This window comes from Sphingopyxis sp. JAI128, from assembly GCF_014207235.1.
GTDB lineage: Bacteria > Pseudomonadota > Alphaproteobacteria > Sphingomonadales > Sphingomonadaceae > Sphingopyxis.
Window position 1 is genome coordinate 525,539 of the sequence record NZ_JACHDA010000003.1, and the last position, 24,403, is coordinate 549,941.

General features: G+C 65.2%; 27 protein-coding genes. 4 read left to right on the forward strand and 23 right to left on the reverse strand.

The window, feature by feature from the left end; translation table 11 throughout:
* From HDC35_RS09905 to HDC35_RS09915, 3 genes are all read right to left on the reverse strand, one after another.
* On the reverse strand, nt 1-468 hold the full coding sequence (locus tag HDC35_RS09905; protein WP_184646168.1) for a hypothetical protein: 468 nt from the start codon (nt 466-468) through the stop codon (nt 1-3).
* Nucleotides 469-748: 280 nt separating this feature from the next.
* Nucleotides 749-1,210 (reverse strand): thioesterase family protein, encoded by a 462-nt coding sequence (locus HDC35_RS09910; protein WP_184646170.1) that lies wholly within the window; start codon nt 1,208-1,210, stop codon nt 749-751.
* Between the two features lie 10 nt (nt 1,211-1,220).
* Nucleotides 1,221-3,047 carry an aminopeptidase P family protein gene (locus HDC35_RS09915; RefSeq protein ID WP_184646172.1) on the reverse strand — a complete coding sequence of 609 codons (1,827 nt, stop codon included), beginning with the start codon at nt 3,045-3,047 and terminating at the stop codon, nt 1,221-1,223.
* Nucleotides 3,048-3,128: 81 nt separating this feature from the next.
* On the opposite strand from HDC35_RS09915, the gene HDC35_RS09920 reads away from it, so the two are divergent.
* Nucleotides 3,129-5,291, forward strand: coding sequence for a S9 family peptidase (locus tag HDC35_RS09920; protein ID WP_184646561.1), 2,163 nt, complete (start codon nt 3,129-3,131; stop codon nt 5,289-5,291).
* Between the two features lie 16 nt (nt 5,292-5,307).
* On the opposite strand, the gene HDC35_RS09925 is transcribed toward HDC35_RS09920, so the two are convergent.
* The 7 genes from HDC35_RS09925 to HDC35_RS09955 form a co-directional block, all read right to left on the reverse strand.
* Nucleotides 5,308-5,925 carry a phytanoyl-CoA dioxygenase family protein gene (locus HDC35_RS09925; protein ID WP_260397645.1) on the reverse strand — a complete coding sequence of 206 codons (618 nt, stop codon included), beginning with the start codon at nt 5,923-5,925 and terminating at the stop codon, nt 5,308-5,310.
* 62 nt (nt 5,926-5,987) lie between these two features.
* Nucleotides 5,988-6,599, reverse strand: a complete 612-nt coding sequence (locus tag HDC35_RS09930; RefSeq protein WP_184646176.1) for an HAD family phosphatase — start codon at nt 6,597-6,599, stop codon at nt 5,988-5,990.
* 97 nt (nt 6,600-6,696) lie between these two features.
* Nucleotides 6,697-6,822 (reverse strand): type B 50S ribosomal protein L36, encoded by a 126-nt coding sequence (gene ykgO / locus HDC35_RS09935; protein ID WP_003046794.1) that lies wholly within the window; start codon nt 6,820-6,822, stop codon nt 6,697-6,699.
* A 173-nt stretch (nt 6,823-6,995) separates the two neighbouring features.
* Nucleotides 6,996-8,453, reverse strand: a complete 1,458-nt coding sequence (gene rpoN / locus HDC35_RS09940) for an RNA polymerase factor sigma-54 (protein ID WP_184646178.1) — start codon at nt 8,451-8,453, stop codon at nt 6,996-6,998.
* A gap of 14 nt (nt 8,454-8,467) precedes the next feature.
* Nucleotides 8,468-9,283, reverse strand: coding sequence for an LPS export ABC transporter ATP-binding protein (gene lptB, locus HDC35_RS09945; protein ID WP_184646180.1), 816 nt, complete (start codon nt 9,281-9,283; stop codon nt 8,468-8,470).
* Between the two features lie 118 nt (nt 9,284-9,401).
* Entirely contained in the window at nt 9,402-10,784 is a 1,383-nt protein-coding gene (gene pgmG / locus HDC35_RS09950; protein ID WP_184646182.1) for a phosphoglucomutase/phosphomannomutase PgmG, read from the reverse strand.
* A gap of 29 nt (nt 10,785-10,813) precedes the next feature.
* Nucleotides 10,814-11,623, reverse strand: coding sequence for a division plane positioning ATPase MipZ (locus HDC35_RS09955; RefSeq protein WP_184646184.1), 810 nt, complete (start codon nt 11,621-11,623; stop codon nt 10,814-10,816).
* An 86-nt stretch (nt 11,624-11,709) separates the two neighbouring features.
* Here HDC35_RS09955 and panC point away from each other — a divergent pair, with 86 nt between their 5' ends.
* The gene (panC, locus tag HDC35_RS09960) at nt 11,710-12,552 is read left to right on the forward strand and encodes a pantoate--beta-alanine ligase (RefSeq protein ID WP_184646186.1); all 843 of its coding nucleotides are present in this window, start codon (nt 11,710-11,712) and stop codon (nt 12,550-12,552) included.
* A gap of 136 nt (nt 12,553-12,688) precedes the next feature.
* The gene (locus HDC35_RS09965) at nt 12,689-13,003 is read left to right on the forward strand and encodes a sel1 repeat family protein (protein WP_058802694.1); all 315 of its coding nucleotides are present in this window, start codon (nt 12,689-12,691) and stop codon (nt 13,001-13,003) included.
* A 158-nt stretch (nt 13,004-13,161) separates the two neighbouring features.
* On the opposite strand, the gene HDC35_RS09970 is transcribed toward HDC35_RS09965, so the two are convergent.
* The 4 genes from HDC35_RS09970 to HDC35_RS09985 are packed head-to-tail and all read right to left on the reverse strand — an operon-like array spanning nt 13,162 to nt 15,697.
* Nucleotides 13,162-14,313 (reverse strand): GNAT family N-acetyltransferase, encoded by a 1,152-nt coding sequence (locus HDC35_RS09970; protein WP_184646188.1) that lies wholly within the window; start codon nt 14,311-14,313, stop codon nt 13,162-13,164.
* A gap of 3 nt (nt 14,314-14,316) precedes the next feature.
* Complete coding sequence (locus HDC35_RS09975) at nt 14,317-14,781, reverse strand: RidA family protein (RefSeq protein WP_058802625.1); 465 nt, start codon at nt 14,779-14,781, stop codon at nt 14,317-14,319.
* 14 nt (nt 14,782-14,795) lie between these two features.
* A complete protein-coding gene (locus HDC35_RS09980; protein ID WP_184646190.1) occupies nt 14,796-15,437 on the reverse strand; it encodes an HAD family hydrolase in 642 nt (213 codons plus the stop codon).
* Nucleotides 15,434-15,697: a DUF3572 family protein gene (locus HDC35_RS09985; RefSeq protein ID WP_184646192.1), complete on the reverse strand. Its 264-nt coding sequence runs from the start codon at nt 15,695-15,697 to the stop codon at nt 15,434-15,436. The genes HDC35_RS09980 and HDC35_RS09985 overlap by 4 nt, the downstream gene beginning before the upstream one ends.
* Nucleotides 15,698-15,784: 87 nt before the next feature.
* Here HDC35_RS09985 and HDC35_RS09990 point away from each other — a divergent pair, with 87 nt between their 5' ends.
* A complete protein-coding gene (locus tag HDC35_RS09990) occupies nt 15,785-16,147 on the forward strand; it encodes a response regulator (protein ID WP_058802627.1) in 363 nt (120 codons plus the stop codon).
* A 157-nt stretch (nt 16,148-16,304) separates the two neighbouring features.
* Here the strand turns inward: HDC35_RS09990 and HDC35_RS09995 are convergent, their stop codons facing one another.
* The 9 genes from HDC35_RS09995 to flgG all read right to left on the reverse strand — a co-directional run bounded on the left by HDC35_RS09995 (nt 16,305) and on the right by flgG (nt 24,403).
* Nucleotides 16,305-17,378 (reverse strand): sigma-54-dependent Fis family transcriptional regulator, encoded by a 1,074-nt coding sequence (locus tag HDC35_RS09995; protein ID WP_184646194.1) that lies wholly within the window; start codon nt 17,376-17,378, stop codon nt 16,305-16,307.
* A 181-nt stretch (nt 17,379-17,559) separates the two neighbouring features.
* Nucleotides 17,560-18,426, reverse strand: coding sequence for a flagellar motor protein MotB (locus HDC35_RS10000; protein WP_184646196.1), 867 nt, complete (start codon nt 18,424-18,426; stop codon nt 17,560-17,562).
* A complete protein-coding gene (gene motA, locus HDC35_RS10005; RefSeq protein ID WP_184646198.1) occupies nt 18,426-19,289 on the reverse strand; it encodes a flagellar motor stator protein MotA in 864 nt (287 codons plus the stop codon). Before motA ends, HDC35_RS10000 begins: the two co-directional genes overlap by 1 nt.
* A 102-nt stretch (nt 19,290-19,391) precedes the next feature.
* Nucleotides 19,392-20,222 carry a flagellin gene (locus tag HDC35_RS10010; protein WP_184646200.1) on the reverse strand — a complete coding sequence of 277 codons (831 nt, stop codon included), beginning with the start codon at nt 20,220-20,222 and terminating at the stop codon, nt 19,392-19,394.
* Between the two features lie 15 nt (nt 20,223-20,237).
* Nucleotides 20,238-21,563: a flagellar hook-associated protein FlgK gene (gene flgK / locus HDC35_RS10015; RefSeq protein WP_184646202.1), complete on the reverse strand. Its 1,326-nt coding sequence runs from the start codon at nt 21,561-21,563 to the stop codon at nt 20,238-20,240.
* A complete protein-coding gene (locus HDC35_RS10020) occupies nt 21,560-21,856 on the reverse strand; it encodes a rod-binding protein (protein ID WP_184646204.1) in 297 nt (98 codons plus the stop codon). Before HDC35_RS10020 ends, flgK begins: the two co-directional genes overlap by 4 nt.
* Nucleotides 21,853-22,962 carry a flagellar basal body P-ring protein FlgI gene (locus HDC35_RS10025; protein ID WP_409437943.1) on the reverse strand — a complete coding sequence of 370 codons (1,110 nt, stop codon included), beginning with the start codon at nt 22,960-22,962 and terminating at the stop codon, nt 21,853-21,855. Before HDC35_RS10025 ends, HDC35_RS10020 begins: the two co-directional genes overlap by 4 nt.
* A gap of 15 nt (nt 22,963-22,977) precedes the next feature.
* On the reverse strand, nt 22,978-23,637 hold the full coding sequence (locus HDC35_RS10030; RefSeq protein WP_184646206.1) for a flagellar basal body L-ring protein FlgH: 660 nt from the start codon (nt 23,635-23,637) through the stop codon (nt 22,978-22,980).
* Nucleotides 23,618-24,403 carry a flagellar basal-body rod protein FlgG gene (flgG, locus tag HDC35_RS10035; RefSeq protein ID WP_184646208.1) on the reverse strand — a complete coding sequence of 262 codons (786 nt, stop codon included), beginning with the start codon at nt 24,401-24,403 and terminating at the stop codon, nt 23,618-23,620. The genes HDC35_RS10030 and flgG overlap by 20 nt, the downstream gene beginning before the upstream one ends.

The window sequence follows — 24,403 nt, forward strand, 5'->3', positions numbered from 1 at the left end:
TCAGTCGGCGGTTTTGGGCTGCGCGCCGCGCGCGGCGCGTTCGGCGAGCGTCGAGCGGATCGGCACCGGCTCGGGCTTTTTCTTCGCCGCCGCCGCCGCTTCCTCGCCCAGCGTTTCGCGCGTTACCTTGTCGGCTTCGCTCGAATCATATTCGATGCCAAGGCTGTCGGCGAAGCGCTGATATTCGGCGCGCTTCTTTGCGTTCTGCAGCGTCGTTTCCTTGGCGCGCGCGACCCAGTCGGCGCGAATCTCGGCGGCGCTGCGGTTCGCGGTCCAGTTTTCGAAATAGATGATCTGGGCCTTCGGCTTTTCATAGGGGATCAGATATTGCTCGACCCCATTGAAAACGAGCCAGGTCAGCGCCAGCGCGACGCCCCAAATCGCCCATCGATGGGGCCGGGGTTCGCGGATATAGGCCCAGAAATCGGACACGCCGCCGCCGATGTCGGGTTTTTGAAACATCCTCATCGCGGCAGTTTAGGCGATGTCGCGCCATTTTGCGAGGGGCCGCGAACATCGGTCGATTGCGCCGGACGATCGCTGGGAACGTTATCGATTGCAAAAAATGCAAGTGCGGATGCTCTTTTCGCAGTTGCAACATTCATTGTGCAGTGCAATATCACACTTGCCTTTTAGGCATCCTCTCCCAAAACTTTCACGGGCCACCCTCGGGTGGCCCTTTTTTTTCGACTTTTTTGGTTGAGAGGGCGGATTCGGTTCCTTTTCTTGGGCGTAAAGCGGAAACCGCTCAGTCCTGCGTCGGGGTCCGGGTTTCGAATCGCCGTACTTCGGCGATGAAACTGCCCGGCAGCGGCGTCGGCTTTCCGCTGTCGGTATCAAGATGCGCATAGCTGATCTCGATGTCTGTCAGCCGCTCATTTCCACGGAAAACGCCGCAATGGACCGTAAAGCTCGTCCGGCCGAAACGGCTGATTCGCGCCGCGATCGTGATCAGCTCGTCGAGACGCGCGGGCGCATGATAGTCGATTTCGCAATGCGTCTCGCGAATGTCTGTACCATATTGGTGAAAATAGGGTCCCGGCTGCCCCTCGCCCAATGACCGGAAATATTCGGTGACGCCGATGTCGGCATAGACCAGATAATTGGCGTTGAAGACGATATTCTGGCCGTCGATCTCGTTGAAGCGCACCCGAACGCGCTCCTGCACGCGGAAATCGGTGAGTGGGACGTCGCTGCGATGCTCGGTCATGCGCGCGCGCTCAGGCGGCCAGCGCAGCAGGCGCGCGGTCGAGCGGTGCGCAGGCCGCTTCCAGCCAGTCGCGCTCCTCGCCCGCCATTCCCGCGCCGAGTTGTTCCAGCACCGCGGCATGATAGGCGTCGAGCCAGTCGGCCTCGGCCGCCGACAACAGCGACACATCGACAAGGTTTTGCGCGATCGGCGCAAAGGTTATCGTCTCGAACCCCAGCATATCCTCTTCGGCGCCCGCGATGCGGACCGGCGTGACGACAACCAGATTTTCGATGCGGATGCCGAAAGCGCCCGCTTTGTAATAGCCAGGCTCGTTCGACAGGATCATGCCGGCGTGCAGCGGCTCCTCGGTTCCCGCCTGCCCTCCCGCGGGCTTGGCGATGCGCTGCGGCCCTTCGTGCACCGCCAGATAGGATCCGACGCCGTGTCCGGTGCCATGCGCATAATCGACCCCGTCGGCCCACAGATATTGCCGTGCCAGGATATCGAGTTGGCTGCCGCGCGTCCCCTTGGGGAAGCGTGCGGTCGCAAGCGCAATATGGCCTTTCAGCACCTGCGTGAAGCGGCGGCGCATTTCGGCGGTCGGCGTGCCGATCGCGATCGTGCGCGTGATGTCGGTCGTGCCGTCGGCATATTGGCCGCCCGAATCGACGAGGTAGAGCGTACCGGTCTCGATGGCGCGGTTGGTCGTCTCATCGACCTTGTAATGCGGCAGCGCGCCATTCGGACCGGCGGCCGAAATCGTGTCGAACGACAGGTCCCTCAGCACCCCGCTCTCCTCGCGAAACTCGCGCAGCTTCGCCGCAGCGCCCAGTTCGTCGAGCCCGCCCTCGGGCGCCACCTCTTCCATCCATTTGAGGAAGCGCGACACCGCGGCGCCATCGCGGACATGCGCCGCGCGCGTGCCGCTCAATTCGGCGTCGTTCTTGATCGCCTTGGGCAGAACCGCCGGATCGCGGTGGCGGGCGATCTTCGCACCGGCGGCTTCGAGCACGGTAAAGATCGCCGCGACGGCGCGGTCGGGATCGACCGCCACCTTCTTGCCCGCAAGGTCCGCGAGCGCCGCTTCGAACGCCGTGCGATCGTGGATCCGTACGCTGTTGCCAAGATGCGCGCGCACTGCGTCGGTCAGCTTTTCGGGCGCAATGAACAGATCGGCGGTCGCATCGGCGTGGAGCAGCGCGAAGGAAAGCCCGACCGGCGTGTGGCTGACGTCGGTGCCGCGAATGTTGAAGGTCCAGGCGATCGAATCGAGCGCCGTCATTACCGTGGTGTCGAGGCCGTTCGCCTTCAGCCAGTCGGCGATGATCTCGCGCTTTTCGACCGCACCTTGCCCCGCGAGCGCGGCGTCGTGGACGGTCACGACCGCATCGCTCGGCGCGGGCTGGTCGTCCCATGCCGCGTCGAGCGGGTTCGGCGTCACCGCGACGAGGGCCGCCCCCTTCGCCGCCAGCGCCTTTGCGAGGCCCCGCGCCCAGTCGATGCTGTGCAGCCACGGGTCGTAACCGACCTTCTGCCCCGCGCTCACATTGACGCCGAGCCATTCGGCGACGCTCGACTGCGGCACGCCGACATAGTCGAACAAAGTTCCGTCGACCTGGTCGCGCACCTGCACCGTGTAGCGCCCGTCGACGAACACTGCGGCCTTTTCGGGAAGCACCGCGGCGGTTCCCGCCGAGCCGCCGAAGCCGGTCAGCCAGGCCATGCGCTGCGCATAGTCGCCGACATATTCGCTCATATGCTCGTCGCTGATCGGCACGACAAAGCCGTCGAGACCGCGGCGTGAGAGTTCGGCGCGCACGCGCGCAAGGCGTTCTGCATGGATGGCGCTGGACATCAGACGTTCCTTATTCCTACATCGGCCGATCCCGCCCACAGGGGGCGACACCGCGGGGGATTTGTGATGCGCGCTATTTGGATGTTTCTGGCAGCAATTGCCACCCCGCTTGTCGCATCGCCGCCCCTGCTTGCCCCCCCGCTTTTCGCCAAAGAGAAAGACGCCGCATTGACCAGCCCGACCCCCGCCCTGCCCGCCGCGCCCGTCGCGGAAAAGCGCCCGCACGAGATGACGCTGCACGGCAAGACGCTGTCCGATCCGTATCACTGGCTGAAGGATGAGAGCTATCCGGTGATCGACGACAAGGATGTGCTCGATTACGTCAAAGCCGAAAATGCCTATTTCGACGCCGCGATGAAGCCGCACGCCGCGCTCGTCGAAACGTTGTTTCAGGAGATGAAGGGCCGGATCAAGGAAGCCGATTCGTCGGTGCCGCAGAAGGACGGCGACTGGGTCTATTGGGTCGAGTTCGAAGAGGGCGCCGAGTATAAGAAATGGTATCGGCGGCCCGCCGCGGGCGGCGAGCCCGTCCTGATCCTCGACGAAGTCGCGATGGCGGCGGGCAAGGAATATTTCCGCCTCGCCGAAGTGTCGGTCAGCCCGGACGGCAAGCTGATGGCCTATTCGTTCGACGATAATGGATCGGAACGGTTCGAGGCACGCATCCGCAACCTCGAAACCGGCGAACTGCTCCCCGACACGATTCCCGGTACCCTGTCGTCGCTCGTCTGGACGTCGGCGGGCGACGCGATCCTCTATGGCCTCGCGAACGAGAATTGGCGCACCGACAATGTCCGGCTGCACAAGCTCGGCACCCCGGTCGGCCAAGACAAATTGCTCTATAAGGAGCCCGACATCGGTTTCGGCGTCGGGATCGGCAAGACCGCTGCCGACAATTATATCGTGATCGCGACGGGCGATAACGAGACGAGCGAGGTTTACCTGCTCCCCGCCGACAACCCCGAAGCGCCGATGCAGCTCGTTTCGGCGCGCCAGAAGGGCCGCGAGTACAGTGTCGACGAGCGCGAGGGCACGCTCTACATCCACACCAACGACGAGCATCCCAATTTCCGCGTCGCAACCGCCGACATCAAGGCGCCGGGGACGTGGACGACGCTGATCCCCGGGTCGGACGACAATTATCTCACCGACCTGTCGATCTTTCGCGACTATTTCGTGCTCGAATCGCGCGAGAAGGGCGTCGATCAGGTCGATATCCGCGCATATGACGCGCCGCTCACCCCAGGCCGGATCAAATTCCCGGAGGCGACTTATGTCGCCGGGCTCGGCGACAATCCCGAATATCATCAGGACAAGCTGCGGCTCGACTATGAATCGATGGTCACCCCCGACACGGTGTTCGATTACGACCTCGCGAACGGCAAGCTCGAGACGCTGAAGGTCCAGGAGATTCCTTCCGGTTATAATCATGACGATTATGCAACCGAACTGGTTCACATGCCGTCGCGCGACGGCACGCTGGTCCCGGTGTCGCTCGTCTACAAAAAGGGCACGCCGCGCGACGGCAGCGCGGCGATGCACCTCTATGTCTATGGTTCCTACGGCTACCGTGTCTCGCCGGGCTTTTCGACGACGCGTTTGAGCCTCGTCGATCGCGGCATGATCTATGCGATCGCACATGTCCGCGGCGGCGACGACCTCGGCCGCGCCTGGTATCTCGCGGGCAAGACGACCGAGCGCAAGAATACGTTCAACGATTTCATCGACGTCGCCAAGGGGCTGATTGCCGCGAAATATACGAGCGCGGGCAAGATTTCGATCGAGGGCCGCTCGGCGGGCGGGCAGGTGATGGGCGCGGTCTATAATCAGGCGCCCGAGCTGTGGGGCGCGGTGCTTGCGGGCGTCCCCTTCGTCGACGTGATCAACACGATGGTCGACGAGACGCTGCCGCTGACCCCCGGCGAATGGCCCGAATGGGGCAATCCGATCACCGACAAGGCCGCGTTCGACTATATGCTGAGCTACAGCCCCTACGACAATGTGACGGCGAAGGCCTATCCGCCCATGCTGGTGTCGGCAGGCCTCAACGATCCGCGCGTGACCTATTGGGAGCCCGCCAAATGGGTCGCGAAGCTGCGCGCGACGCGCACCAACGATGCGACCTTGCTGCTACGCACCAACATGGGCGCGGGCCACGCCGGCAAGTCGGGCCGCTGGGGCGCGCTGCGCGAAGATGCCGAGGAATTCGCCTTTGTGCTGACGCAGCTGGGGGTGGAGAAATAGGGACGTCAGCTCGGCGTCAGACGCCGAGCCAATCGAGGTCGCCCGGCAGGTCATCGCCCGAAAAATCGATCTGCAGTACGCGCCGGCGTTCCGGACGGGTTGCAGCTTTCGACCCGTGGACGATCGGGGTCGCATAGGCCCATATGTCGCCAGTTTCGGCGAGGCATAGCTGCTGCCCGAGCCGTGATACCACCGCGTCGATCTCCACCTCCGGGATGCGACCGAGCTTGTGCGATCCCGGTACGATCATCAGCGGGGCATTGTTCTCAGACACATCGTCGAGATGGACGCGCAGCGTTACCATGCGCGAAAGGAGGTCGAAGGGCGGCGCGACATGCTGCATGCCGCTTTTGACCGTCCACGGTCCATAGCCTGCCATATCGACCCGCTCGCGAACGCAAATCGTACGATCCTGATGCCAGCCGAGCGACCAGTTGGTCTCGGCGGTCTTGTCGAACAGAATTGCGCGAACCGCGCGGCTGTTCGGGCCAATAATCGACGCCGCGACGGTGCCTATCTGTCCCTCGATCCCGAGTAGTGGCCGAAGAGCCTCGATGCCGTGCAGACGAATCCCCGCGCTATGCCGGGGCTGGTCGTCAAAAAGTGCACGCAACTCACCGATAATGTCGGCCATAGCGCCCGGATATAACCGAGCGCCGTCGAGCTCGAAGTCGAGGGCGCGACCATTCATCCGGGTCAATCCACCAGATATCCCCGCGCCACCAGCTCGCGCTCGAGCGTCGGCGTATCGATGAACCGGTGCGCGGCAATCCCGACCGATTCGGCCCCCGCGACATTCGCTGCCACATCGTCGATGAAGATCGCGCCCGCGGGATCGATACCGAATCGCTCGATCGCAAGGAGGTAGATCGCGGGATCGGGCTTCATCAGCTTTTCGGTGCCCGACACGATAATATCGCGGAAGCGGTCGAAGATGGGCTGGGTCGGGCGGAAGGCTTCCCAGAATTCATGTCCGAAATTGGTGATCGCAAACAGCGGCACGCCTGCGGCATCGAGGCGCTCGACCAGTTCGAGGCTGCCCGGCATCGGCCCCGGGATCGTCTCGTTGAACCGGGCCGCATAGGCGTCGATCAGATCGTCATGGCCCGGAAATGCGGCCTTGAGTTCGGGCAGCATGTCGGCGAGCGGGCGCCCGGCATCGTGCTGAAAATGCCATTCGGGGGTGACGACGTGGGTTACGAACCATTCGAGCCGATCCTTGTCGTCGATTAGCTTGACGAACAGATGGCGCAGGTCCCAGTCGAAGAGGACGCGGCCGACGTCGAAGATCACGCTCCGGCGAATCATGGCTACTCCAGACACGCGAAAGCGCCGCCGGAAGCATCCGACGGCGTTACGCTGACTTCATTGTGCGCGCGGGGCGGCAAGCGCCCCGACAGGGCCATCAGCCCTGGCGCGCCTTGAAGCGGCGGTTGGTCTTGTTGATCACATAGGTGCGGCCACGGCGGCGGATAACGCGATTATCCCGGTGGCGGTCCTTCAGCGACTTCAGGCTGTTGCGAATCTTCATGGGTCTGTTCCGTAAATCTGGGCGTGGTAACGCGAAGCGGCGCAACTATGGGGAAGCGGGCGAAAAGTCAACCGGTTCACTCCCCAAATTTCGTCATGCCGGACTTGATCCGGCATCCATCGCCCCGGCCATGTCGTGGACCCCGCATCAGGTCCGGCATGACGAGGGCCGATCTACCCAGCCAGCGCCTTTTGCCGCCGCCTTTGCACCGACGAGCCATAGCCCATCGCCTCGCGATATTTGACCACTGTGCGCCGCGCGATGTCGTGGCCTTCGGCCGACAGCTTCTGCGCGATGGTCTCGTCCGACAGGATCGCCTTGGCGTCCTCGCTCTCGATCATCGCCCTGATCCGGCTCTTCACCGCCTCGGCCGACACGGCGCCGTCGCCCTGGGTTGCCGAAATCCCCGACGAGAAGAAATATTTGAGTTCGAACAATCCGCGCGCGCAGCTGAGATATTTGTTGCTCGTGACGCGGCTGACGGTCGATTCGTGCATGCCGATCGCTTCGGCGACCTGCCGCAGCGTCAGCGGTCGCATATGCGCGACGCCGTTCAGGAAAAACCCCTCCTGCTGCTTCACGATCTCGCTCGCGACCTTGACGATCGTGCGCTGGCGCTGGTCGAGCGCGCGCACGAGCCAGTTGGCGCCGGCGAGCTGTTCGGACAGCCACGCCCTGCTCTTCGCCGCCGCCCCCTCGGCCAGTTCGGTATAATAGCGGCGATTGACGAGCAGCCGCGGCAGCGTGCCGTTGTTGATCTCGACCGCCCAGCCCTTTGCCGTCTGGCGGATATAAAGGTCTGGGACCACCGCCGGCGCCCCCTCGCCGCCATATTTCAGCCCCGGCTTTGGGTCGTAACCGCGCAGTTCGCGAATCATGTCGGCGAGATCCTCGTCGTCGACGCCGCAGATGCGCTTCAATTGCGGGAAAGCCCCCTTTGCGACGAGATCGAGATGCGCGATCATCGTGGCCATCGCGGGGTCGTAGCGGTCGGCCTCGCGCGCCTGGATCGCGATACATTCGGCGAGGTCGCGCGCGCCCACGCCCGACGGGTCGAAGGTCTGGACGACGCCCAGCACCGTTTCGATCAGCGCCAGCGGCACGCCGAGTTGTGCGGCGAGTTCGGCAAGGTCGGCGCGCAGATAGCCCGTCTCGTCGATCAGCGCGACGAGCTGCCCCGCGACGATCGCCTCGATCCCGCCGAAGCGTTCGCCGACCTGCGCGAGCAGATGGTCGTGCAGCGTGCCTTCATGGTCGGCGAAGCTGTCGAAATCGATATCCTCGCCGCCGCCCGACAGGCCGATATTGTCGCTCGCGCTGTCGTGATGAAAACTGTCGGCGGCGAGGTCGACGTCGAGGTCGTTCGCACTCCCGCCCTCGGCGGACAGCGCCTGATCGGCATCGAGCGACGCGGCTTCGGCGGCGGGCGCGTCGCCCGCGGGTTCGTTGACGCCGCTGCCCTCGCTGTCGACCGACGCCGTATCGAGCAACGGATTGCCTTCGAGCGCCTCTGCCAGATAGGTTTCGAGTTCGAGGTTCGACAGCGCCAGCAACTTGATCGCCTGCTGGAGCTGCGGCGTCATCACCAGCGATTGCGACTGGCGGAGATCGAGACGCGGACCGAGCGCCATCGGCGGCTAGTCGATCACAGGGAGAAACCCTCGCCGAGGTAGAGGCGGCGCACCTCGGGATCGGCGACGAGTTCGGCCGGGGAGCCGGCAAGCAGCACCTTGCCGTCGTAGATGATGCAGGCGCGGTCGACGAGGTCGAGTGTCTCGCGCACATTATGGTCGGTGATGAGCACGCCGATGCCGCGCGTCTTCAAATCGGCGACGAGGTCGCGGATGTCGCTGATCGACAGCGGATCGATGCCGGCGAACGGCTCGTCGAGCAGCATGATCGAGGGATTGGCCGCGAGCGCGCGCGCGATTTCGGCGCGGCGCCGTTCGCCGCCCGACAGGGCCATCGCCGCCGAATCGCGGAGGCGCGTGAGCCCGAATTCGTCGAGCAATTCTTCCATCCGCCGCTCGCGCGCGACCTTGTCGGGCTCGCTCAGTTCGAGCACCGCGCCGATATTCTGTTCGACGGTCATGCCCCGAAAGATCGAGGTTTCCTGCGGCAGATAACCGAGCCCGAGGATCGCGCGGCGGTACATCGGCAGCGCGGTGATATCGGCGCCGTCGAGCATGATGCGCCCCGCGTCGGGCTTCACCAGTCCCATGATCGAATAGAAACAGGTCGTCTTGCCCGCCCCGTTCGGGCCGAGCAGACCGACGACCTCGCCCTTGCCGACCGACAGCGACACGTCCGACAACACGACGCGCTTGTCATAGCTTTTGGCGATCGAGATCACCGCAAGCCCGTTGCCCGCGGCGGCGTCCTCGCGGACGTGCGCGCGATGCTCGGCGACGCCATGGTCGCCCTCGGCCAGCGTGCCAGCGATGGATTCGTCGTCGGTCATGGGTCGGTCGGTTCCGTTTCTAGCCGTCGGGCGGCGTTACCCCAGCGACGCAGCGAACGTCAATCTGGCAAGATTTTTGCAGGGCGCTTTCCACCCCTCTTCCGAAGAGGAGGACCTGTTAATGCCCCACGCTCTCGCCGCGCACGATCCCCGACAGCACGAGCTGTTCGTCGATCGCGGCGAGCAGCCGCGCCAGCGCCGCCTCGTCCTTCGCCTCGGCGCGCGCGACAAGCACGTCCTGCGTGTTCGATGCGCGAAGCAGCCACCAGCCGTCGTCGGTCAGCACGCGCGCGCCATCGGTGCGGTCGACCTTGGCCCCCGACGCGGCGAGCCGCTCCAGGACCTCATCCACAATGGCGAATTTGCGGCTCTCCTCGACCTGGAAGCGCAGTTCGGGCGTGTTGACCATCGGCGCCATGCCGCCGCGCAGTTCGGTGACGCTCTGCCCCAGCTTCGTCGCCGCCTCGATCAACCGCACCGCGGCATAGGGCGCGTCGTCATAGCCGTAATAACGGTCGGCGAAAAAGATATGCCCGCTCATCTCGCCCGCGAGCGGACTCGCGGTTTCCTTCATCTTCGCCTTGATCAGGCTGTGTCCGGTCTTCCACATCAAGGGCTTCCCGCCAAGCTCGGCGACGCGGTCGAACAGCGCCTGGCTCGCCTTCACATCGGCGATCACCGTCGCGCCGGGCATGTCCTTCAACACCGCGGCAGCATAGATTTGCAGCAGCTGGTCGCCCCAGATCACCCGGCCCTGCCCGTCGATCGCGCCGATCCGGTCCCCGTCTCCATCGAAAGCGACGCCGAAATCGAGGCTCTTCTCGGCGACCAGCTTGCGAAGATCGGCAAGGTTCTTCTCGTCGGTGGGATCGGGATGGTGGTTCGGGAAATGGCCGTCGATGTCGGTAAAAAGAAGATGATGCTCGCCGGGAAGGCGCGCGGTCAGTTTCTCGATGACGCTTCCGGCGGCACCGTTGCCGGCGTCCCAGCCGATGCGGAACGCGCCGCCGGCGAAACCATCGACGAGGCGATCGACATAAGCATCGACGATGTCGATGCTTTCGGCGGCGCCCTCTCCGGCATCCCAGTCCCCGGCGGCGGCCATTTCGCCGATCGCCAGGATATCGGCGCCGAAGAAGGGACGCCCCTGAAACACCATCTTGAAACCATTATAGTCGGGGGGGTTGTGGCTGCCGGTTATCTGTATGCCGCCATCCACTGGCTCCGTTGACGCCGCGTAATAGAGCATCGGCGTCGGTCCGAGCCCGACGTTCAGCGCGTCGATCCCCGCCTCGTTGATCCCGCGGATCAGCGCCCCGGCCAGCATCGGCGACGACAGGCGGCCATCATAGCCGACCGCTACGCACTTGCCGCCGGCCCTGCGGATCATCGTCGCGAAGCTGCGGCCGATGGCATAGGCATCGGCGTCGGACAGCGTATCGCCGACGATACCGCGAATGTCATATTCGCGAAGCACCGTCGGGTGGAAATCATGCGTCATTGTTGATCCTCTTGGGGGAGAGAGCGAGGTCAGGCAGCCGCGAACAGGTCGCCGTCGGGGTGGAGGCGCTCGCGCGCCGGCAGGTTCAGCCCGCCCATCGCCTCGCGAAGTTCCTGCCGCGCGACAACATGACCGATGCCCATGCCGCCGAGATGCGCCTTGTCGAGCAGTGTAAGGCCGGCCGGGAAAAGTTCGCGATAGATGACACGCTCGCCGAGCCCCGGGATGACGCGAAAGCCGACGCGGCGCGACAATTGGGTCAGCGCTTCGCCGACGCGGCGCATATTGTGCGCGTCGACATGCTGGAGGCGGTTGCGCAGGATGATCCAGTCGATCGTCCGGCCGTCGGTCTTGGCGCGCGACTTGCGCGTGTCCCAGATGAGTTCGGAATAGAAGCTGGGGCGGACGACCTGGAAGGTTTCGGGGTCGACCTGTCCGATCAGGTCGAAATCGATGAAGCTGTCGTTGATCGGCGTCACCAGCGTGTCGGCGCTGGTCGCGAGGTGGCGCGCAAAGACATCGTCGCGGCCCGGCGTGTCGGCGATCAGATAATCGGCATCCTCGGCCAGCCGCGCGACCTGTGCGTCGAGTTCGTCGATCGTCGATCCTTCGAACACTTCGAAGCGCGGCGTCGGCAGCGCGATCTCGCGGCGCTTCGCAGTCTGTTCGCGATTTTCGAGATAGCGGTGAAAGGTGCGCTGGCGCGGGTCGAGATCGATCCCCGCAACGCGCCATCCCTGGCTCGCCAGAGCCACAGCGAAGTGCACAGCACAGGTCGATTTCCCCGTCCCCCCCTTTTCATTGGCAAAGATGATGCGGTGCGGTGCGGGCGTCGTCATGAGCGTTGCGATTTTCCTGTTGGCGCGGCATGGGCGACCGGCGCGCGAAATGATATAGTCGCGCCAATATCGGAGGGCGACCGGGCGTGCAAATCATCCGTGACATCGCGATGCTGCACCGTGCCGTTACGGCACTGAAGCAGGGGGGCAAAAGCGTCGCACTGGTGCCGACGATGGGGGCGCTGCACGACGGCCACCTCTCGCTCGTCCGCATGGCGAAGCGCGTCGCCGACCAGGTGATCGTGTCGATTTTCGTCAATCCGACGCAATTCGGCCCCAACGAGGATTTCGCCGCCTATCCGCGCGACGAGGCGCGCGACGCGGCGCTGCTCGCGCAGGAGGCGGTCAGCCTGGTCTGGGCGCCCGATGTCGGGACCATGTATCCCGGCGGCCACAGCACGCATATCGAGGTCGCCGAACTCGGCGCCGATTATTGCGGCGCGGCGCGGCCCGGTCATTTCGACGGCGTCGCGACCGTCGTCGCGAAACTGTTCAACCAGGTCCGCCCCGATATAGCGATCTTTGGCGAAAAGGATTGGCAGCAGCTCGCGATCATTCGCCGGATGGCGCGCGATCTCGATTTCGCGATCGACATCTTGGGCGCGCCGATCGCGCGCGATAGCGATGGCCTCGCGCTCTCGTCGCGCAACGCCTATCTGTCGACCCAACAGCGCCGCGCGGCAACCGCCTTTCCCGACGCCTTGAAGGCGGCGGCAAAAGCGATCGCGGCGGGCGGCGATGTCGGCGACGCGCTGGCGACGGCCGAAGGGGCGATCGTCAAAGGCGGCTTCGACAGCGTCGATTATGTCGCGCTCGCCGACGCCGACAGCCTCGAAAGGCTGGCCGATTTTCGCGCTCCCGCGCGCCTGCTGGCGGCGGCGCGGATCGGGAAAACGCGGCTGATCGATAATTACCCGGTCGGGCGTTAACGCCAGAAACCCACGATTTCCGAGGGTTCCGGTCGAAATCCACAAAAAATCGGATCATCGTTAACGCTTTGTTGACCATAAGCCGCAAACTTGGGTCCCGAGGTCTCCATGTGGGGTGGAGGCAAAGGGGGTTATCATGGCTAACAGTCTGAAGTCTGCCCAATATCTGATCGAAAGCCGTTTGCTCGATGCGGCGCGCGGCGACGCCAATGCCTATTTCGATCTGGGTATCGCATTTTCTACCGGCACCGGCGGTGTCGATGTCGACCTGATCCAGGCGCATAAATGGTTCAATCTCGCGGCGCTCGGCGGCAACAAGGAAGGCCAGCAATGCCGCGCCGACCTGTCCGACGAAATGACCCGCGACGAAATCGCCGAAGCGCAGCGCCAGGCGCGCGCCTGGCTCGACGAGACGGCCCGCCGTCCGGCCGCTAGGCGGTTCGCCGCCTGATACAGCGCCTTCGTCCCGTCGGTGTCGAGCGTAGTCGAGACACTCTTGGGACGCCCGGTGTTTGACCTGTCTCGACTTCCACCAAGGGCGGACGTTTATCCCGGGCGCCCGCCAAGGGCAGCCGCGGGGCTCGACAAAAATGGGAATTTAAGGGCGGCTCAGCCCTTCCGCTTGAAGGGCATATGCCCTTCGAGCCACTCCATTTCGACGTCTTCGGCCTGCCGTTCCTGCTGAAGGTAATCGGCCACCGCGCGGCGAAAGCCCGGGTCGGCGATGAAATGTGCCGACCAGGTCGCGACGGGGCCGTAACCGCGCGCGAGCTTGTGCCCGCCCTGCGCGCCCGCCTCGACGCGCGTCAGGCCGCGTTCGATCGCGATGTCGATCGCGCGATAATAGCAAAGCTCGAAATGCAGGTAGGGGATTTCGGCGAGGCAGCCCCAATAGCGGCCGTAGAGCGTGTCGGCGCCAAGGAAGTGCAGCGCGCCCGCGACCGGCCGCTCGTCGCCATCATAGGCGATGAGCAGGATGATCCGATCGGCCATCGCCGTGCCCATCAGGTCGAACGCTTCGCGCGTCAGATAGGGATGCCCCCATTTGCGCGCGCCGGTATCCTGATAAAAGAGCCACATCGCATCCCAATGGTCGGGCCGGATCGCCTCTCCCGTTAGTTCCTCGACTCGCAGGCCCTCGACCGCACGCCGCCGTTCCTTGCGCAACTGCTTGCGCTTTTGCGAGTTCAGCGTCGCGAGGAAATCGTCGAAACTGCGATAACCCTTGTTCGCGAAATGAAACTGGATGTCGCGGCGGACGAGCCAGCCCGCTTCCTCGAACAGCGGCATCTGGTCGGGCGCGACGAAGGTCGCATGCGCCGACGACAGCTGGTTCTGACGGACCACCGCTTCGGCGGCGCGCAACAGCAACAGCGCATCGTCCCGGCCCTTCGCCAGCAGGCGCGGCCCCGGCACCGGGGTGAAGGGCACGGCGATCTGAAGCTTCGGATAATAATCGCCGCCCGCGCGCGCCCAGGCATCGGCCCAGGCGTGGTCGAAGACATATTCGCCCTGGCTGTGCGACTTGAGATAGGCGGGCGCGGCGGCGACAAGCGTCCCGTCCGCATCCTCGATCATCAGTGGCGCCGCCTGCCAGCCGGTGCCCGGCCCGACGCTGCCCGAATCTTCGAGCAACGACAGGAAGGCGTGACCCACGAACGGGTTGCCGCCGTCGTGCAGCCTGTCCCAGGCCGCCGCGTCGATCGCAGCGACGCCGCGACCGAGCGATATCGTGCGTGCCGGCGGGTCCGCCTCGGCCATGGCTTAAGCCGGGCGCACCGCGACGATCGCGTCGGCCTCGACAGCGGCGCCAAGCGGCAGCACCGCGACCCCGACCGCCGCGCGCGCGTGGCGTCCGGCCTCGCCGAACAGCGTTTCGAACAATTCCGACGCCCCGTTGGCGACCTTTGCCTGATCGGTGAAGCCGGGATCGCTGTTGACGAACACGCCCAGTTTGACGACGCGTTCGACGCGCGACCAGTCGCCGCCCAGCGCCTGCCCGATCTGCGCGACGAGCATCAGCGCGACGCGCTGCGCCGCATCCTGTCCGCCCGCAACGTCCATATCGTCGCCGAGACGGCCGGTGACGACCTGCCCGTCGCGAAAGGGCAGCTGGCCACTCACATACAGCATCCCCCCCTGCTCGACGACGGGCACATAGGCCGCGACCGGCGCGGCGGGCTTGGGCAGGTCAAGGCCGAGTTCGGCGATCTTGGCGGCGATATCCATGGGGAAATCCTTTTCTAGGCCGGCTCGGGGGCCGGGGCGGGAATATTTTCGGCAAGGCGCGCCAATATCCAGCGCTGCGCCGCTTTCCAATCGTCGATTCGCGCATGGGCATGTTTCGCCGGCGCAATCTTGCCGGCGATCGCCGGCTCGCCGACAAGGTGCAGCCGCCACACATCGGGCGCGGCTTGCGCGACCGACTGGTGATGGCCTGCCAGATCGTCGATAAAGACGGCGACCGACGGCCGATATTCGTCGATCAGGCGGCGCACCGGCTCACCCTTGCCGCCGCGGCTGCCGATGACCGGCGCGTGGAAGTCATGGAGCGCGAGCTGGTCGATCCGCGCTTGCTGATGTTCGGGGCCGACGTTGGTCAGGACGACGATGTCGGCTTCCGCGCCGATCGCCGCCATCGCCGTCAAGGCACCCATGATCGGATATTGCCGCGTCATTTCGGTGCGGAAAAAACCGTCGAGCAATGGCCAGACCTCGGCCGCCTCCAACGGTGTGCCGCATTCCTTGCGCTTCAGGGCGTTGGCGAAACTGGCGTCCTCGATGCGAAAGATCACGCCATGTTCGGCGTCGACCCATTCGGCGAAGGGCACGACCATGTGCATCAGCACCTCGTCGCAATCGGTGATGACGAGCGGGCGGTTCATGCATGCGTTCCTTCGAGTCTCTGGGCGGCGGCGGCAATATTTGCGGGCGGCACCTGCAACGCGTCGGCGCAGGCGACAAGGTCGTTTTCGTGGGCGGTGAGGAAAGCGAGGATCGCCGCGAGCGTCGCCCGCTCGCCAAGCGACGCGCGCAATTCGTCGGGCGCGAGCCCGGTGAGCCCCAGCAACCGCTCGGCGCGCGGTTCGTCGCTCAAAATCCAGCCGAGCGCGTGAAGCGCCAGCGCAGCATCATCCTCAAGCAAGCGAGAGTCCTTCGTCGCGATACAATTGTGTCGTGCGGCCGATTCGCCTAAACGGGCCGCGTACGCAAGGTGGGGAACGGAACGCACATGGGCAAGACCATCCTGGTCGTCGAGGATAATGAACTCAACCTGCGTCTGTTCTGCGACCTGTTGAACGCCCATGGCTATAGCGCCCATCCCGTGCGCGACGGGCGCGACGCGCTGGCGAAGGCGCGCGAGATCACGCCCGACCTGATCATCATGGACATCCAGCTGCCGCATGTGTCGGGGCTCGAACTGATCGGCCAGATGAAAAACGACCTCGGCTTGCGCGCGGTGCCGATCATGGCGGTCACCGCCTACGCCGGGAAGGGCGACGAGGAACAGATCCGCGCCGCGGGCGCCGAAGCATATGTGTCGAAGCCGATTTCGGTGATCAAATTTATCGAAAGCGTCGGCGCCTTCGCCTGAACGGGCGGGGCTGACGATGCCAGCCCCGCTTTCCCGTCAACCGGACCGATCTGATGGGGTACCCGGCCGCCCTGGGTGGGGACGGGCGGCCGGGCGGTGCGGGGGCGGACCAGAGCCCCCTTTTTCCAGCTCTCGCTGAAAACGCTATGCGCGGCCGTCAGGCGGCCTGCTGTTGAACGCCATATTTGCGCATCTTTTCGATCAGCGTCGTGCGCTTCAGCGTCAGCAGGCGCGCGGCTTCCGAAATAATGCCGTCGGCGAGGTCGAGCGCGACGTGAATCTGTTCGAGTTCGATCGTTTCGATCTCGCGCTTGAGGTCGATCGGGCGGCCCGGCGCCGGCGTCTTGCCGTGCGGGGCGGCCGATGCGACCGGAGCGGCGGCGAAATCGTCCGCGCTGGCCGGCACCGCGACGGGGCTGCTGGGGACAGCCCGCCGCGGCGCCAGCGCTGCGGTGGGGTTCAAAAGCATGGCGACCTCGTCGATGCCGAGCGTTTCGCCGCCATGGAGAACGCTGGCGCGCTCCACGAAATTCCGGAGTTCGCGAATATTGCCCGGCCAACCATGCTGCATGAGCAGAGCCATCGCCGCATCGTCGAAACGGCATTTGGTCTCGCCCGGCATCTTGCGCTGAAAGTGACGGATCAGCGCGGGGATATCCTCGACGCGGCTGGCGAGGCTGGGGACCTGCAGCACAACCACGCCGAGCCGGAAGAACAGGTCTTCGCGGAATTTGCCGTCGGCGATCGCGGCGCCCAGATCCTGGTGCGTGGCCGAAATGACGCGGACGTCGACCGCCTTTACGTCGCTACTGCCGACACGGACGATCGTCCGGTCCTCGAGCACGCGGAGCAGCTTGACCTGCATGTCGAAACGCATGTCGCCGATTTCGTCGAGGAAGATCGTGCCGCCCTCGCTCGCTTCGAAATGACCGATGCGGCGGGCATGGGCGCCGGTGAAGCTGCCCTTTTCATGCCCGAACAATTCGGATTCGATGAGTTCGCCGGGGATCGCGCCGCAATTGATCGCCGAAAAGGCCTTGCCCGCGCGGGCGCCCTCGTCGTGGATTGCGCGCGCCACCAGTTCCTTGCCCGAGCCCGACGGGCCGCAGAGCATCACCGAAGCGTTCGACCGCGCCACGCGGCGGATCATGTCGCGTAACCGCACCGCGGCGTCGCTGCTGCCGATGATCAGCGCTTCGAGCGCCGCGTTTTCATTCTGCCCCACAGTCATTTCGGTCTCCACCGCGCCCCCCGTTCGGCGCCTTTTCGATGAACCCGGAAATTGACGAAACTGGTAAACAAAAGATTATCCCAATCCCCGTAACCCCTTCAAAACAAATAGTTATTGCCAAAGTGGAACTATTAGGGACGCAACTCCGTTACCAACCATCCGATATGCTGCCAAATTGGCACTAATTGTCGGGAGCGCTCCGCCAACCCAGCGTGATCGAGATGCGGCGGTTGCGCGGATCGAATCGGTCGGACGGCACATAGGGCTCGCGATCGGCGACGCCCTCGATGCGCGCAAAGCGGCCCGACGCGACGCCGCGATACTCAAGATAATGACGCGTCACCTCGGCCCGGTCGACCGACAGCCGCCAATTGTTCGTCCCCGATTTCGCCGACCAGGGCGCCGCGTCGGTGTGGCCGCGGATCATCACCTGGTTGTTCACTTCGGCAATCGGCTTCGCAACTTCGCCGAACAGGCGCGCGCCGGCAGGCGTCAGCTGGCTGGTACCGATGACGAACATCGAGAAATCGGCATCGTCGACGACGTCGATGCGCAGCCCCTCCAGCGTTTCGGTGAAGCGCAGATTCTCCGCGAGCCGCTTGAGTTCGCTCTGGCTGTTGATGCGGTCCTTCAGCGACTGGGCGAGCAGACGGAATTTCCTGGACTCGGCATCGCGTTCGCGGCCCGACGCCTCGCGCGGCCCGCCCACGGCATCGCGCGGGATCGTCATGGCCCGCGTGCCCGTCTGCGCTGCACCATGGGGGTAGCGGTCGGCCGCAACCAGCGAATCGCCGCCGAACAATCCCGTCGAGCCTGCACTGTCGGTTTTCGTCTGCACGATCGTCGGCGCGAAATAGTCGGCGAGCGCCTTGCGCTGCTTCTCGGTCGTGGCGCCAAGCAGCCACATCAGGAGGAAGAAGGCCATCATCGCGGTGACGAAGTCGGCATAGGCGACCTTCCACGCGCCGCCGTGATGACCGCCATGCGCTTCCTCGACGATCTTCTTGACGATGATCGGGCGCGGCGGCGTGTTGGGACGCGCAGCCATCAGCGACCTCGCATACCATCAAATACTTCGGCGAAGCTCGGCTGGTTATGATGGTCGACACCCGAGCGCGCGGCCTCGATCACCAGCGGCTGCGGGTGGCCGTGGAGCGAGGCGACGATCAGCTGCTTCACCGTATGATAGATGGCGGCGTCGCTTTCGATCACCGTCTTGGCGCGCGTCGCGAACGGCCCGACAAGGCCGTAAGCGAGCAACACGCCGAGGAAGGTGCCGACGAGCGCCGAACCGATCATCGCGCCGAGGATCTCGGGCGGCTTGTCGATCGAACCCATCGTCTTGACGACGCCGAGCACCGCCGCGACGATCCCGAGCGCCGGGAGCGCGTCGGCAAGGCTCTGGAGCCCCTCGGCGGGTTTCAGCGAATGGTGGCGGTGGTTTTTCAGGGCATTGTCCATGACGTCTTCGACCGCGTGCGGGTCGAGCGTGCCCGACGACACGACGACGAGGCGCAGCGTGTCGCAGATCAGGTGGACGAGCGTGTCGTCCTTGAGCAGCCTAGGATATTGCTGGAATATCGGCGAGCTTTTCGGATCCTCGATATGCGGTTCGACCGCGACGGGCCCCTCGGTGCGCATCATCTTCATCAGCGTCGAGACGAGCAGGATGCAGTCGAGATAATCCTGCTTCTTGTACTGCGGCCCCTTGAACACCTTGCCGAGCCCGCCGGCGAGCGCCTTCAGGTCGGCGCCCGAATTGCCGATGATCAGCGACCCGATCGCCGCGCCGCCGATGATCAGCATCTCGTGCGGCAGCGCGTGCATCACAGGGCCAAGGTTGCCCCCGGTCAGCGCGAAGCCCCCGAAGACCAGCAGGATCAGAACGACGATGCCGATAGCGGGAAACATGTGCGCGAAACTCCATTGGGGACCCGGCTGTCGACACCGGCCCCCGCAAACTCAGGGACGTCATGATGATTAACGGCAGCGGCGCCGCAAGATTGAGGACCGTCAGTTCAAAATATCGAACAAGGTCTGCCGGTTGATCTTGGCAAAGGCCGCCTGCGCCGCCTGCAGCGTCAGATCCTGCGCGTGCAGCTGGGCGATCGCCTCTTCGAGATTGGTATCTTCGACCACCGAGCGCTCGTCCTTGAGCGTGATCCCGCGCGCCGCAAGGCCGTCGCCGATGCGGTCGAGCCGGCCGCCCGCCAGGCCGATCTTGGCATGTTCGTCGGCGACGTGGTTGATCGCGGTATCGAGCTCGCCGAGCGATGCGTTCATCCCGGCCTTGTCGTTCGCAGCAACCGCCGCCGCTGCGTCGCGAATGCCGGTCGACAGGCTGTTGCCGCCGACGACGAACACATCGGCCGCCGACGGGACGGGCGCAAAGCTGAGGTCCGAATCGAAGCGCATCACGCGCGCGGGGCCCGCGGCGAATACAGGCTCGCCGTTCGAATCGCGGGTGGCCGCCAGCGCGTCGAGCTGGTCGGCGATCGTCCCCAGTTCGGCGGCGATGGTCGCGCGGTCGGCCGGGTTCGCGGTATCGCTGGCTGCGGCAAGCGTCAGCTCGCGCGCGCGCGCCATCAGGTCGCTCGCCGACTTCATCACGCCATCGGCCTGCGACACCAGCGCCGAGGCCGAATTGACGTTCGCCGACCAGGCGGTCATGCTCGCCTGCGCGGTGCCGATCGTCGCGATGCGCCGCGCCGCGACCGGATCGTCGGACATGCGGAGAAGTTTCTTGCCGCCCGAGATCTGGATTTGCGTCCGCTCGAGCGCGTCGGCGAGTTTCTGTTGGCGCGCAATTTCGCGCGTCATCCGGTTGCCCACAGCGTTGATCATGATCCGGCCCTTTCCCTAGAGCGAGCTAAGCAGCGTCTGCATCGTTTCGCGTGCGACCTGGATCGTGCGCGCAGCGGCCGAATAGGCTTGCTGGAATCGCAGCAATTCGGCCGCCTCGGTGTCGAGATCGACTTGGCTGACCCCGTCGCGCGCGGCCGCCGAAGCGTCGGCTCGCGTCGCCGCGGCGGCGTCCTGCGCGCGCGCCGACGCCACCGTCTGCGCCTGCGAGGCCATGTGGCCCGACCAGCGCGCCTCGGGGTCGTTCGCCCCGCGCATCGTGCCGAACGCCAGCATATTGCCGTTGCTGCCCGACGCGTCGGCGACCGCGACCTGATCGGGCGTCAGCGCCGTCGCGGTCAGGGTCGCGGCGCTGGTGCCTGTGAAAAGCGGCTGGCCCGGATTGCCATTGGCATCGCTCCCGGCCTGGTGCGCCGCGTTGAGCTGAGCCGCAAAATCGGTCGCCATCGTGTCGAGCGCGACGCGCTGGTCGGCGACATGGTTGGCGCCTTCCGCCAGCCCCCCGAGCGAGCCGGTCGAGATGGCGAGCGGCGATCCGCCAATGCTGAACGCGAGGCGTCCGTCGGCGGCAGCGGTCACCGAAATCGGGTTCACCACGCCGCCGCCGACGAGCAGGTCGCCCGATCCGGCGGCGCGCAGCGTCACCGCGCCATTGCTGTCGAAACTCGCGCTGACGCCCGCCTGCGACGATAATTTGTCGAGCAGCCGGTCGCGCTCGTCGAGCAGGCTCGCCTCGTTGGTCGATCCCGGTCGCGCCTTGCGCAGCCCGATGTTGATCTGTTCGAGTGCGCCCAGGTCGGTGTTGAACCTATCGACTTCGCTCGCGGCGGCGCCTTCGATCCCCTCGCCCATCTTGGCGAGCTGGTTCGCCGCGGTGCGGAAGCCCGAGGCGATATCGTCGGCCGACTGGAGGAACTGCGCGCGTAGCGTCCGGTTCGACGGATCGGCGGTCAGCTGGTCGGCGGTCGTATAAAGGTTGGTGAGGCCCGTCTTGATGCCGTTCGTCTCGTCGCTCAAGGCGCCTTCGACCTTGTCGAGCCAGCTGAGCTTCGTCGCCGCGCGCCCCGAATCGCCCGATGTGATGCGCGAATCCTCGATCAGCCACGCATCGACCGACCGGTCGAGGCCGCGGATATCGACGCCGCCGGGATTGGTGTTGCCGCGATAGAAAATCGAGTTGCCGCCGCCGACGGCTTCCATCATCTCGAGCCGCCGCCGGGCATAGCCCGGCGTCTGGGCGTTGGCGATATTGTCGCCGATCGTCGACAGCGCGCGCGAATAGGCCTTGAGCCCGCTATAGCCGATACCGAGCAGGTCGCTCATTGCACGCCTCCGCCGATGCGCCCGCGAAACTGCCGTTCGACAAGGTCGGCGATGCCGAACTGGCGCATCGCGGCAAGGCTGTCGGCGGTCCGCGCGTCGGCCATCTCGCGAAAATTGTCCGTCGCGCTCGACCCGAAAATGTCGTCGCCAAGCTTCGCCTGCCGCATCGACGCCATCAGCTGGCGCAGGATCACGGCCTCGAACGCCTCGGCGGCCTTGCGCAGCCCGCCGTCGCCGCCGCCGGCGGCCGCGGGCGTCGGGGAGGCACCGATCGAAGAAATGGGACTCGTCATATGATCACCAGTTCCGCAGTGAGCGCGCCGGCCTGGCTCAGCGCCTCGAGGATGGCGACAAGGTCGCCGGGAGGAACGCCCATGCGATTGATCGCATCGACGAGTTCGGAAAGCGAAGCGGTCGGTTTGACCAGCATCGCCGGGCGATATTCCTCATCGACGCTGATATCGCTCGACGGTTCGATGGCGGTCTGGCCGCGGCTGAAGGGCGCGGGCTGGACGACCGTGGGCGATTCCTTGATCGACACGCTCAGCTTGCCTTGCGTGACCGCCGCCGTGCCGACGCGGACCGCGCCGTTGATGACGACGGTGCCCGTGCGCGCGTTGACGATGACCTTGGCCGGCGGCTCGGCGCGCTGGACGCCCAGATTTTCGATCTGCGACATCAGCCGCATGCGCTCGTCGCCATTGCCCGCCGCGCGGATCGCGATGCTGGCGCCGTCGATCATCGACGCGGTGCCCGGGATCGCCGCGTTGATCGCGTCGGTGACGCGCTTCGCATTGGTCGCGTCGAACTGATGGAGATTGAAGGTCAGGTAGCTCGCCGATGCAAAGCCGGTATCGACCGAGCGTTCGACCGTCGCGCCGCCGGCGATCCGGCCGCTCGACGGGACATTGACGGTCAGCTTCGACCCGTCGGCGGCATCGACGCCGAGCCCGCCGATGACCAGATTCCCCTGCACCATCGCATAAATCTGGCCGTCCGCACCATAAAGCGGCGCGAGCACGAGCGTGCCGCCGCGCAAGGATTTCGCCTTGCCCATCGCCGACACGGTGACGTCAAGACGCTGGCCGGGCTTGGCAAAAGGCGGCAGCTCGGCGGTGATCATCACCGCCGCGGCATTTTTGAGCGCCGGGTTCACGCCGGGCGGCAGCGTCAGGCCAAAGCGCGACACCGCGCCCTTCATGCCGAGCGTCGAATAATCGAGGCTGTCGTCGCCGGTCCCCGCGAGGCCGACGACGATGCCGTAACCGGTGAGCTGGTTGGCGCGCAGGCCCTGGAACTGGCCCATGTCCTTGATACGTTCGGCCTGCGCCGGCGCCGCCAGGGCAAAGCTCGCAATCAGGAGCGCAAACAGGGTGAACAGGGTCGGCCGCTGGGTCACGGAAAATTCCTCGGTTTAAAAGGGGCTGATGATCGAGAAGAAGCGCTGCAACCAGCCTTGCCGGCTCGCGCGGGCGATCTCGCCCTTGCCGACGTAGCGAATGTGCGCGTTGGCGACGCGGGTCGACAGGATGCGGTTATCGGGGCTGATGTCGATCGCGCGGACGATGCCGGAGATCTGGACATGCTCGTCGCCGCGATTGAGCGTCAGGAATTTCTCGCCCTTCACCAGCATCGTGCCATTGGGATAAACGGCGGCGACGGTCACGCTGACCTCGCCCGACAGCGCATTCGACTGCGACGCATTGCCCTTGCCGGCGAATTGCTGGCCGCCCCCCATCGCGATATCGCTGGGATTGAACAGCGACAGCGGACCGGTGGCCGGCGGCGTCAGGCCGACGCTGCCGTCGCGCTGGGTGCCGGCGGCGTTGCTTTTGGTCGCCGCGGTGCGTTCGACCAGCTGGATCGTGATGATGTCGCCGATCTGTCCCGCGCGCCCGCCCGAGGTCAGCGGCACATAGGCGCCCTGAAAGATCGAACCGTTCGCCGGCGGCGGCGCCGGCGGCATCGGCATCGACACCGAAAAGGCGTCGGCGGGCAGCTTGTCCTTCGCGTGCGCCACGACAGGCGCAAGCGCGAAAACCAGCAGCGCCAGCTTAGAGAGTCTGCGACGCATTTTTCATCATCTCGTCGGTCGCGGAGATCATCTTCGAATTGACCTCATAAGCCCGCTGCGTCTCAATCATGTCGACGAGTTCCTCGACGACATTGACGTTCGATCCCTCGAGCATCCCGCCGCGAAGCGTACCGCGACCTTCCTCGCCAGCGCCGCCGACTAGCGGAGCACCCGATGCCTGCGTCTCGACGAGCATGTTGCCGCCGATCGCCTGCAGCCCCGCGGGGTTCGCGAAGCGCGCAATCTCGATGCGGCCGAGTTCGAGCGCGGAGCCGTCGGAGGCGGTCGCCGAGATGGTGCCGTCGAGCCCGATCGTCACATTGCTTGCGTCTTCGGGAATCTGGATCGCGGGGGTCAGCGGCTTGCCGTCCGGGGTCACGATCGTGCCGTCGGGCGAGCGGCCGAAATTGCCCGCGCGGGTATAGCCGATACGCCCGTCGGGCATTTCGACCTGAAAATAGCCGGCGCCGTCGATCGCGACGTCGAGCCCGTTGCCCGTCGTCTGGAATGTGCCCTGCGTGTCGATACGCGCGGTGCCGTTGAGAGCGACGCCAGTGCCGAGGTTGAGCCCGGTAGCGTAGCGGTTTTCCGCAGTCGAGGGCGCCCCCGCCTGCGTCATCATCTGATAGCTCAGCGTTTCGAAGCTCGCGCGGTCACGCTTGAAGCCCGTGGTATTGACGTTGGCGAGGTTGTTCGCGATCACCTGCATCCGGAAGCCTTGTGCATCCAGACCGGTCCGCGCGACGTGCAAGGCACCGATACTCAT

Bases quoted from the DNA above. Each gene is read 5' to 3' on its own strand.
- HDC35_RS09905 (WP_184646168.1), bottom strand. From the start codon at position 468: ATGAGGATGTTTCAAAAACCCGACATCGGCGGCGGCGTGTCCGATTTC.
- HDC35_RS09910 (WP_184646170.1), bottom strand. From the start codon at position 1,210: ATGACCGAGCATCGCAGCGACGTCCCACTCACCGATTTCCGCGTGCAG.
- HDC35_RS09915 (WP_184646172.1), bottom strand. From the start codon at position 3,047: ATGTCCAGCGCCATCCATGCAGAACGCCTTGCGCGCGTGCGCGCCGAA.
- HDC35_RS09920 (WP_184646561.1), top strand. From the start codon at position 3,129: ATGTTTCTGGCAGCAATTGCCACCCCGCTTGTCGCATCGCCGCCCCTG.
- HDC35_RS09925 (WP_260397645.1), bottom strand. From the start codon at position 5,925: ATGGCCGACATTATCGGTGAGTTGCGTGCACTTTTTGACGACCAGCCC.
- HDC35_RS09930 (WP_184646176.1), bottom strand. From the start codon at position 6,599: ATGATTCGCCGGAGCGTGATCTTCGACGTCGGCCGCGTCCTCTTCGAC.
- ykgO (WP_003046794.1), bottom strand. From the start codon at position 6,822: ATGAAGATTCGCAACAGCCTGAAGTCGCTGAAGGACCGCCACCGGGAT.
- rpoN (WP_184646178.1), bottom strand. From the start codon at position 8,453: ATGGCGCTCGGTCCGCGTCTCGATCTCCGCCAGTCGCAATCGCTGGTG.
- lptB (WP_184646180.1), bottom strand. From the start codon at position 9,283: ATGACCGACGACGAATCCATCGCTGGCACGCTGGCCGAGGGCGACCAT.
- pgmG (WP_184646182.1), bottom strand. From the start codon at position 10,784: ATGACGCATGATTTCCACCCGACGGTGCTTCGCGAATATGACATTCGC.
- HDC35_RS09955 (WP_184646184.1), bottom strand. From the start codon at position 11,623: ATGACGACGCCCGCACCGCACCGCATCATCTTTGCCAATGAAAAGGGG.
- HDC35_RS09965 (WP_058802694.1), top strand. From the start codon at position 12,689: ATGGCTAACAGTCTGAAGTCTGCCCAATATCTGATCGAAAGCCGTTTG.
- HDC35_RS09970 (WP_184646188.1), bottom strand. From the start codon at position 14,313: ATGGCCGAGGCGGACCCGCCGGCACGCACGATATCGCTCGGTCGCGGC.
- HDC35_RS09975 (WP_058802625.1), bottom strand. From the start codon at position 14,781: ATGGATATCGCCGCCAAGATCGCCGAACTCGGCCTTGACCTGCCCAAG.
- HDC35_RS09980 (WP_184646190.1), bottom strand. From the start codon at position 15,437: ATGAACCGCCCGCTCGTCATCACCGATTGCGACGAGGTGCTGATGCAC.
- HDC35_RS09990 (WP_058802627.1), top strand. From the start codon at position 15,785: ATGGGCAAGACCATCCTGGTCGTCGAGGATAATGAACTCAACCTGCGT.
- HDC35_RS09995 (WP_184646194.1), bottom strand. From the start codon at position 17,378: ATGACTGTGGGGCAGAATGAAAACGCGGCGCTCGAAGCGCTGATCATC.
- HDC35_RS10000 (WP_184646196.1), bottom strand. From the start codon at position 18,426: ATGGCTGCGCGTCCCAACACGCCGCCGCGCCCGATCATCGTCAAGAAG.
- motA (WP_184646198.1), bottom strand. From the start codon at position 19,289: ATGTTTCCCGCTATCGGCATCGTCGTTCTGATCCTGCTGGTCTTCGGG.
- HDC35_RS10010 (WP_184646200.1), bottom strand. From the start codon at position 20,222: ATGATCAACGCTGTGGGCAACCGGATGACGCGCGAAATTGCGCGCCAA.
- flgK (WP_184646202.1), bottom strand. From the start codon at position 21,563: ATGAGCGACCTGCTCGGTATCGGCTATAGCGGGCTCAAGGCCTATTCG.
- HDC35_RS10020 (WP_184646204.1), bottom strand. From the start codon at position 21,856: ATGACGAGTCCCATTTCTTCGATCGGTGCCTCCCCGACGCCCGCGGCC.
- HDC35_RS10030 (WP_184646206.1), bottom strand. From the start codon at position 23,637: ATGCGTCGCAGACTCTCTAAGCTGGCGCTGCTGGTTTTCGCGCTTGCG.
- flgG (WP_184646208.1), bottom strand. From the start codon at position 24,403: ATGAGTATCGGTGCCTTGCACGTCGCGCGGACCGGTCTGGATGCACAA.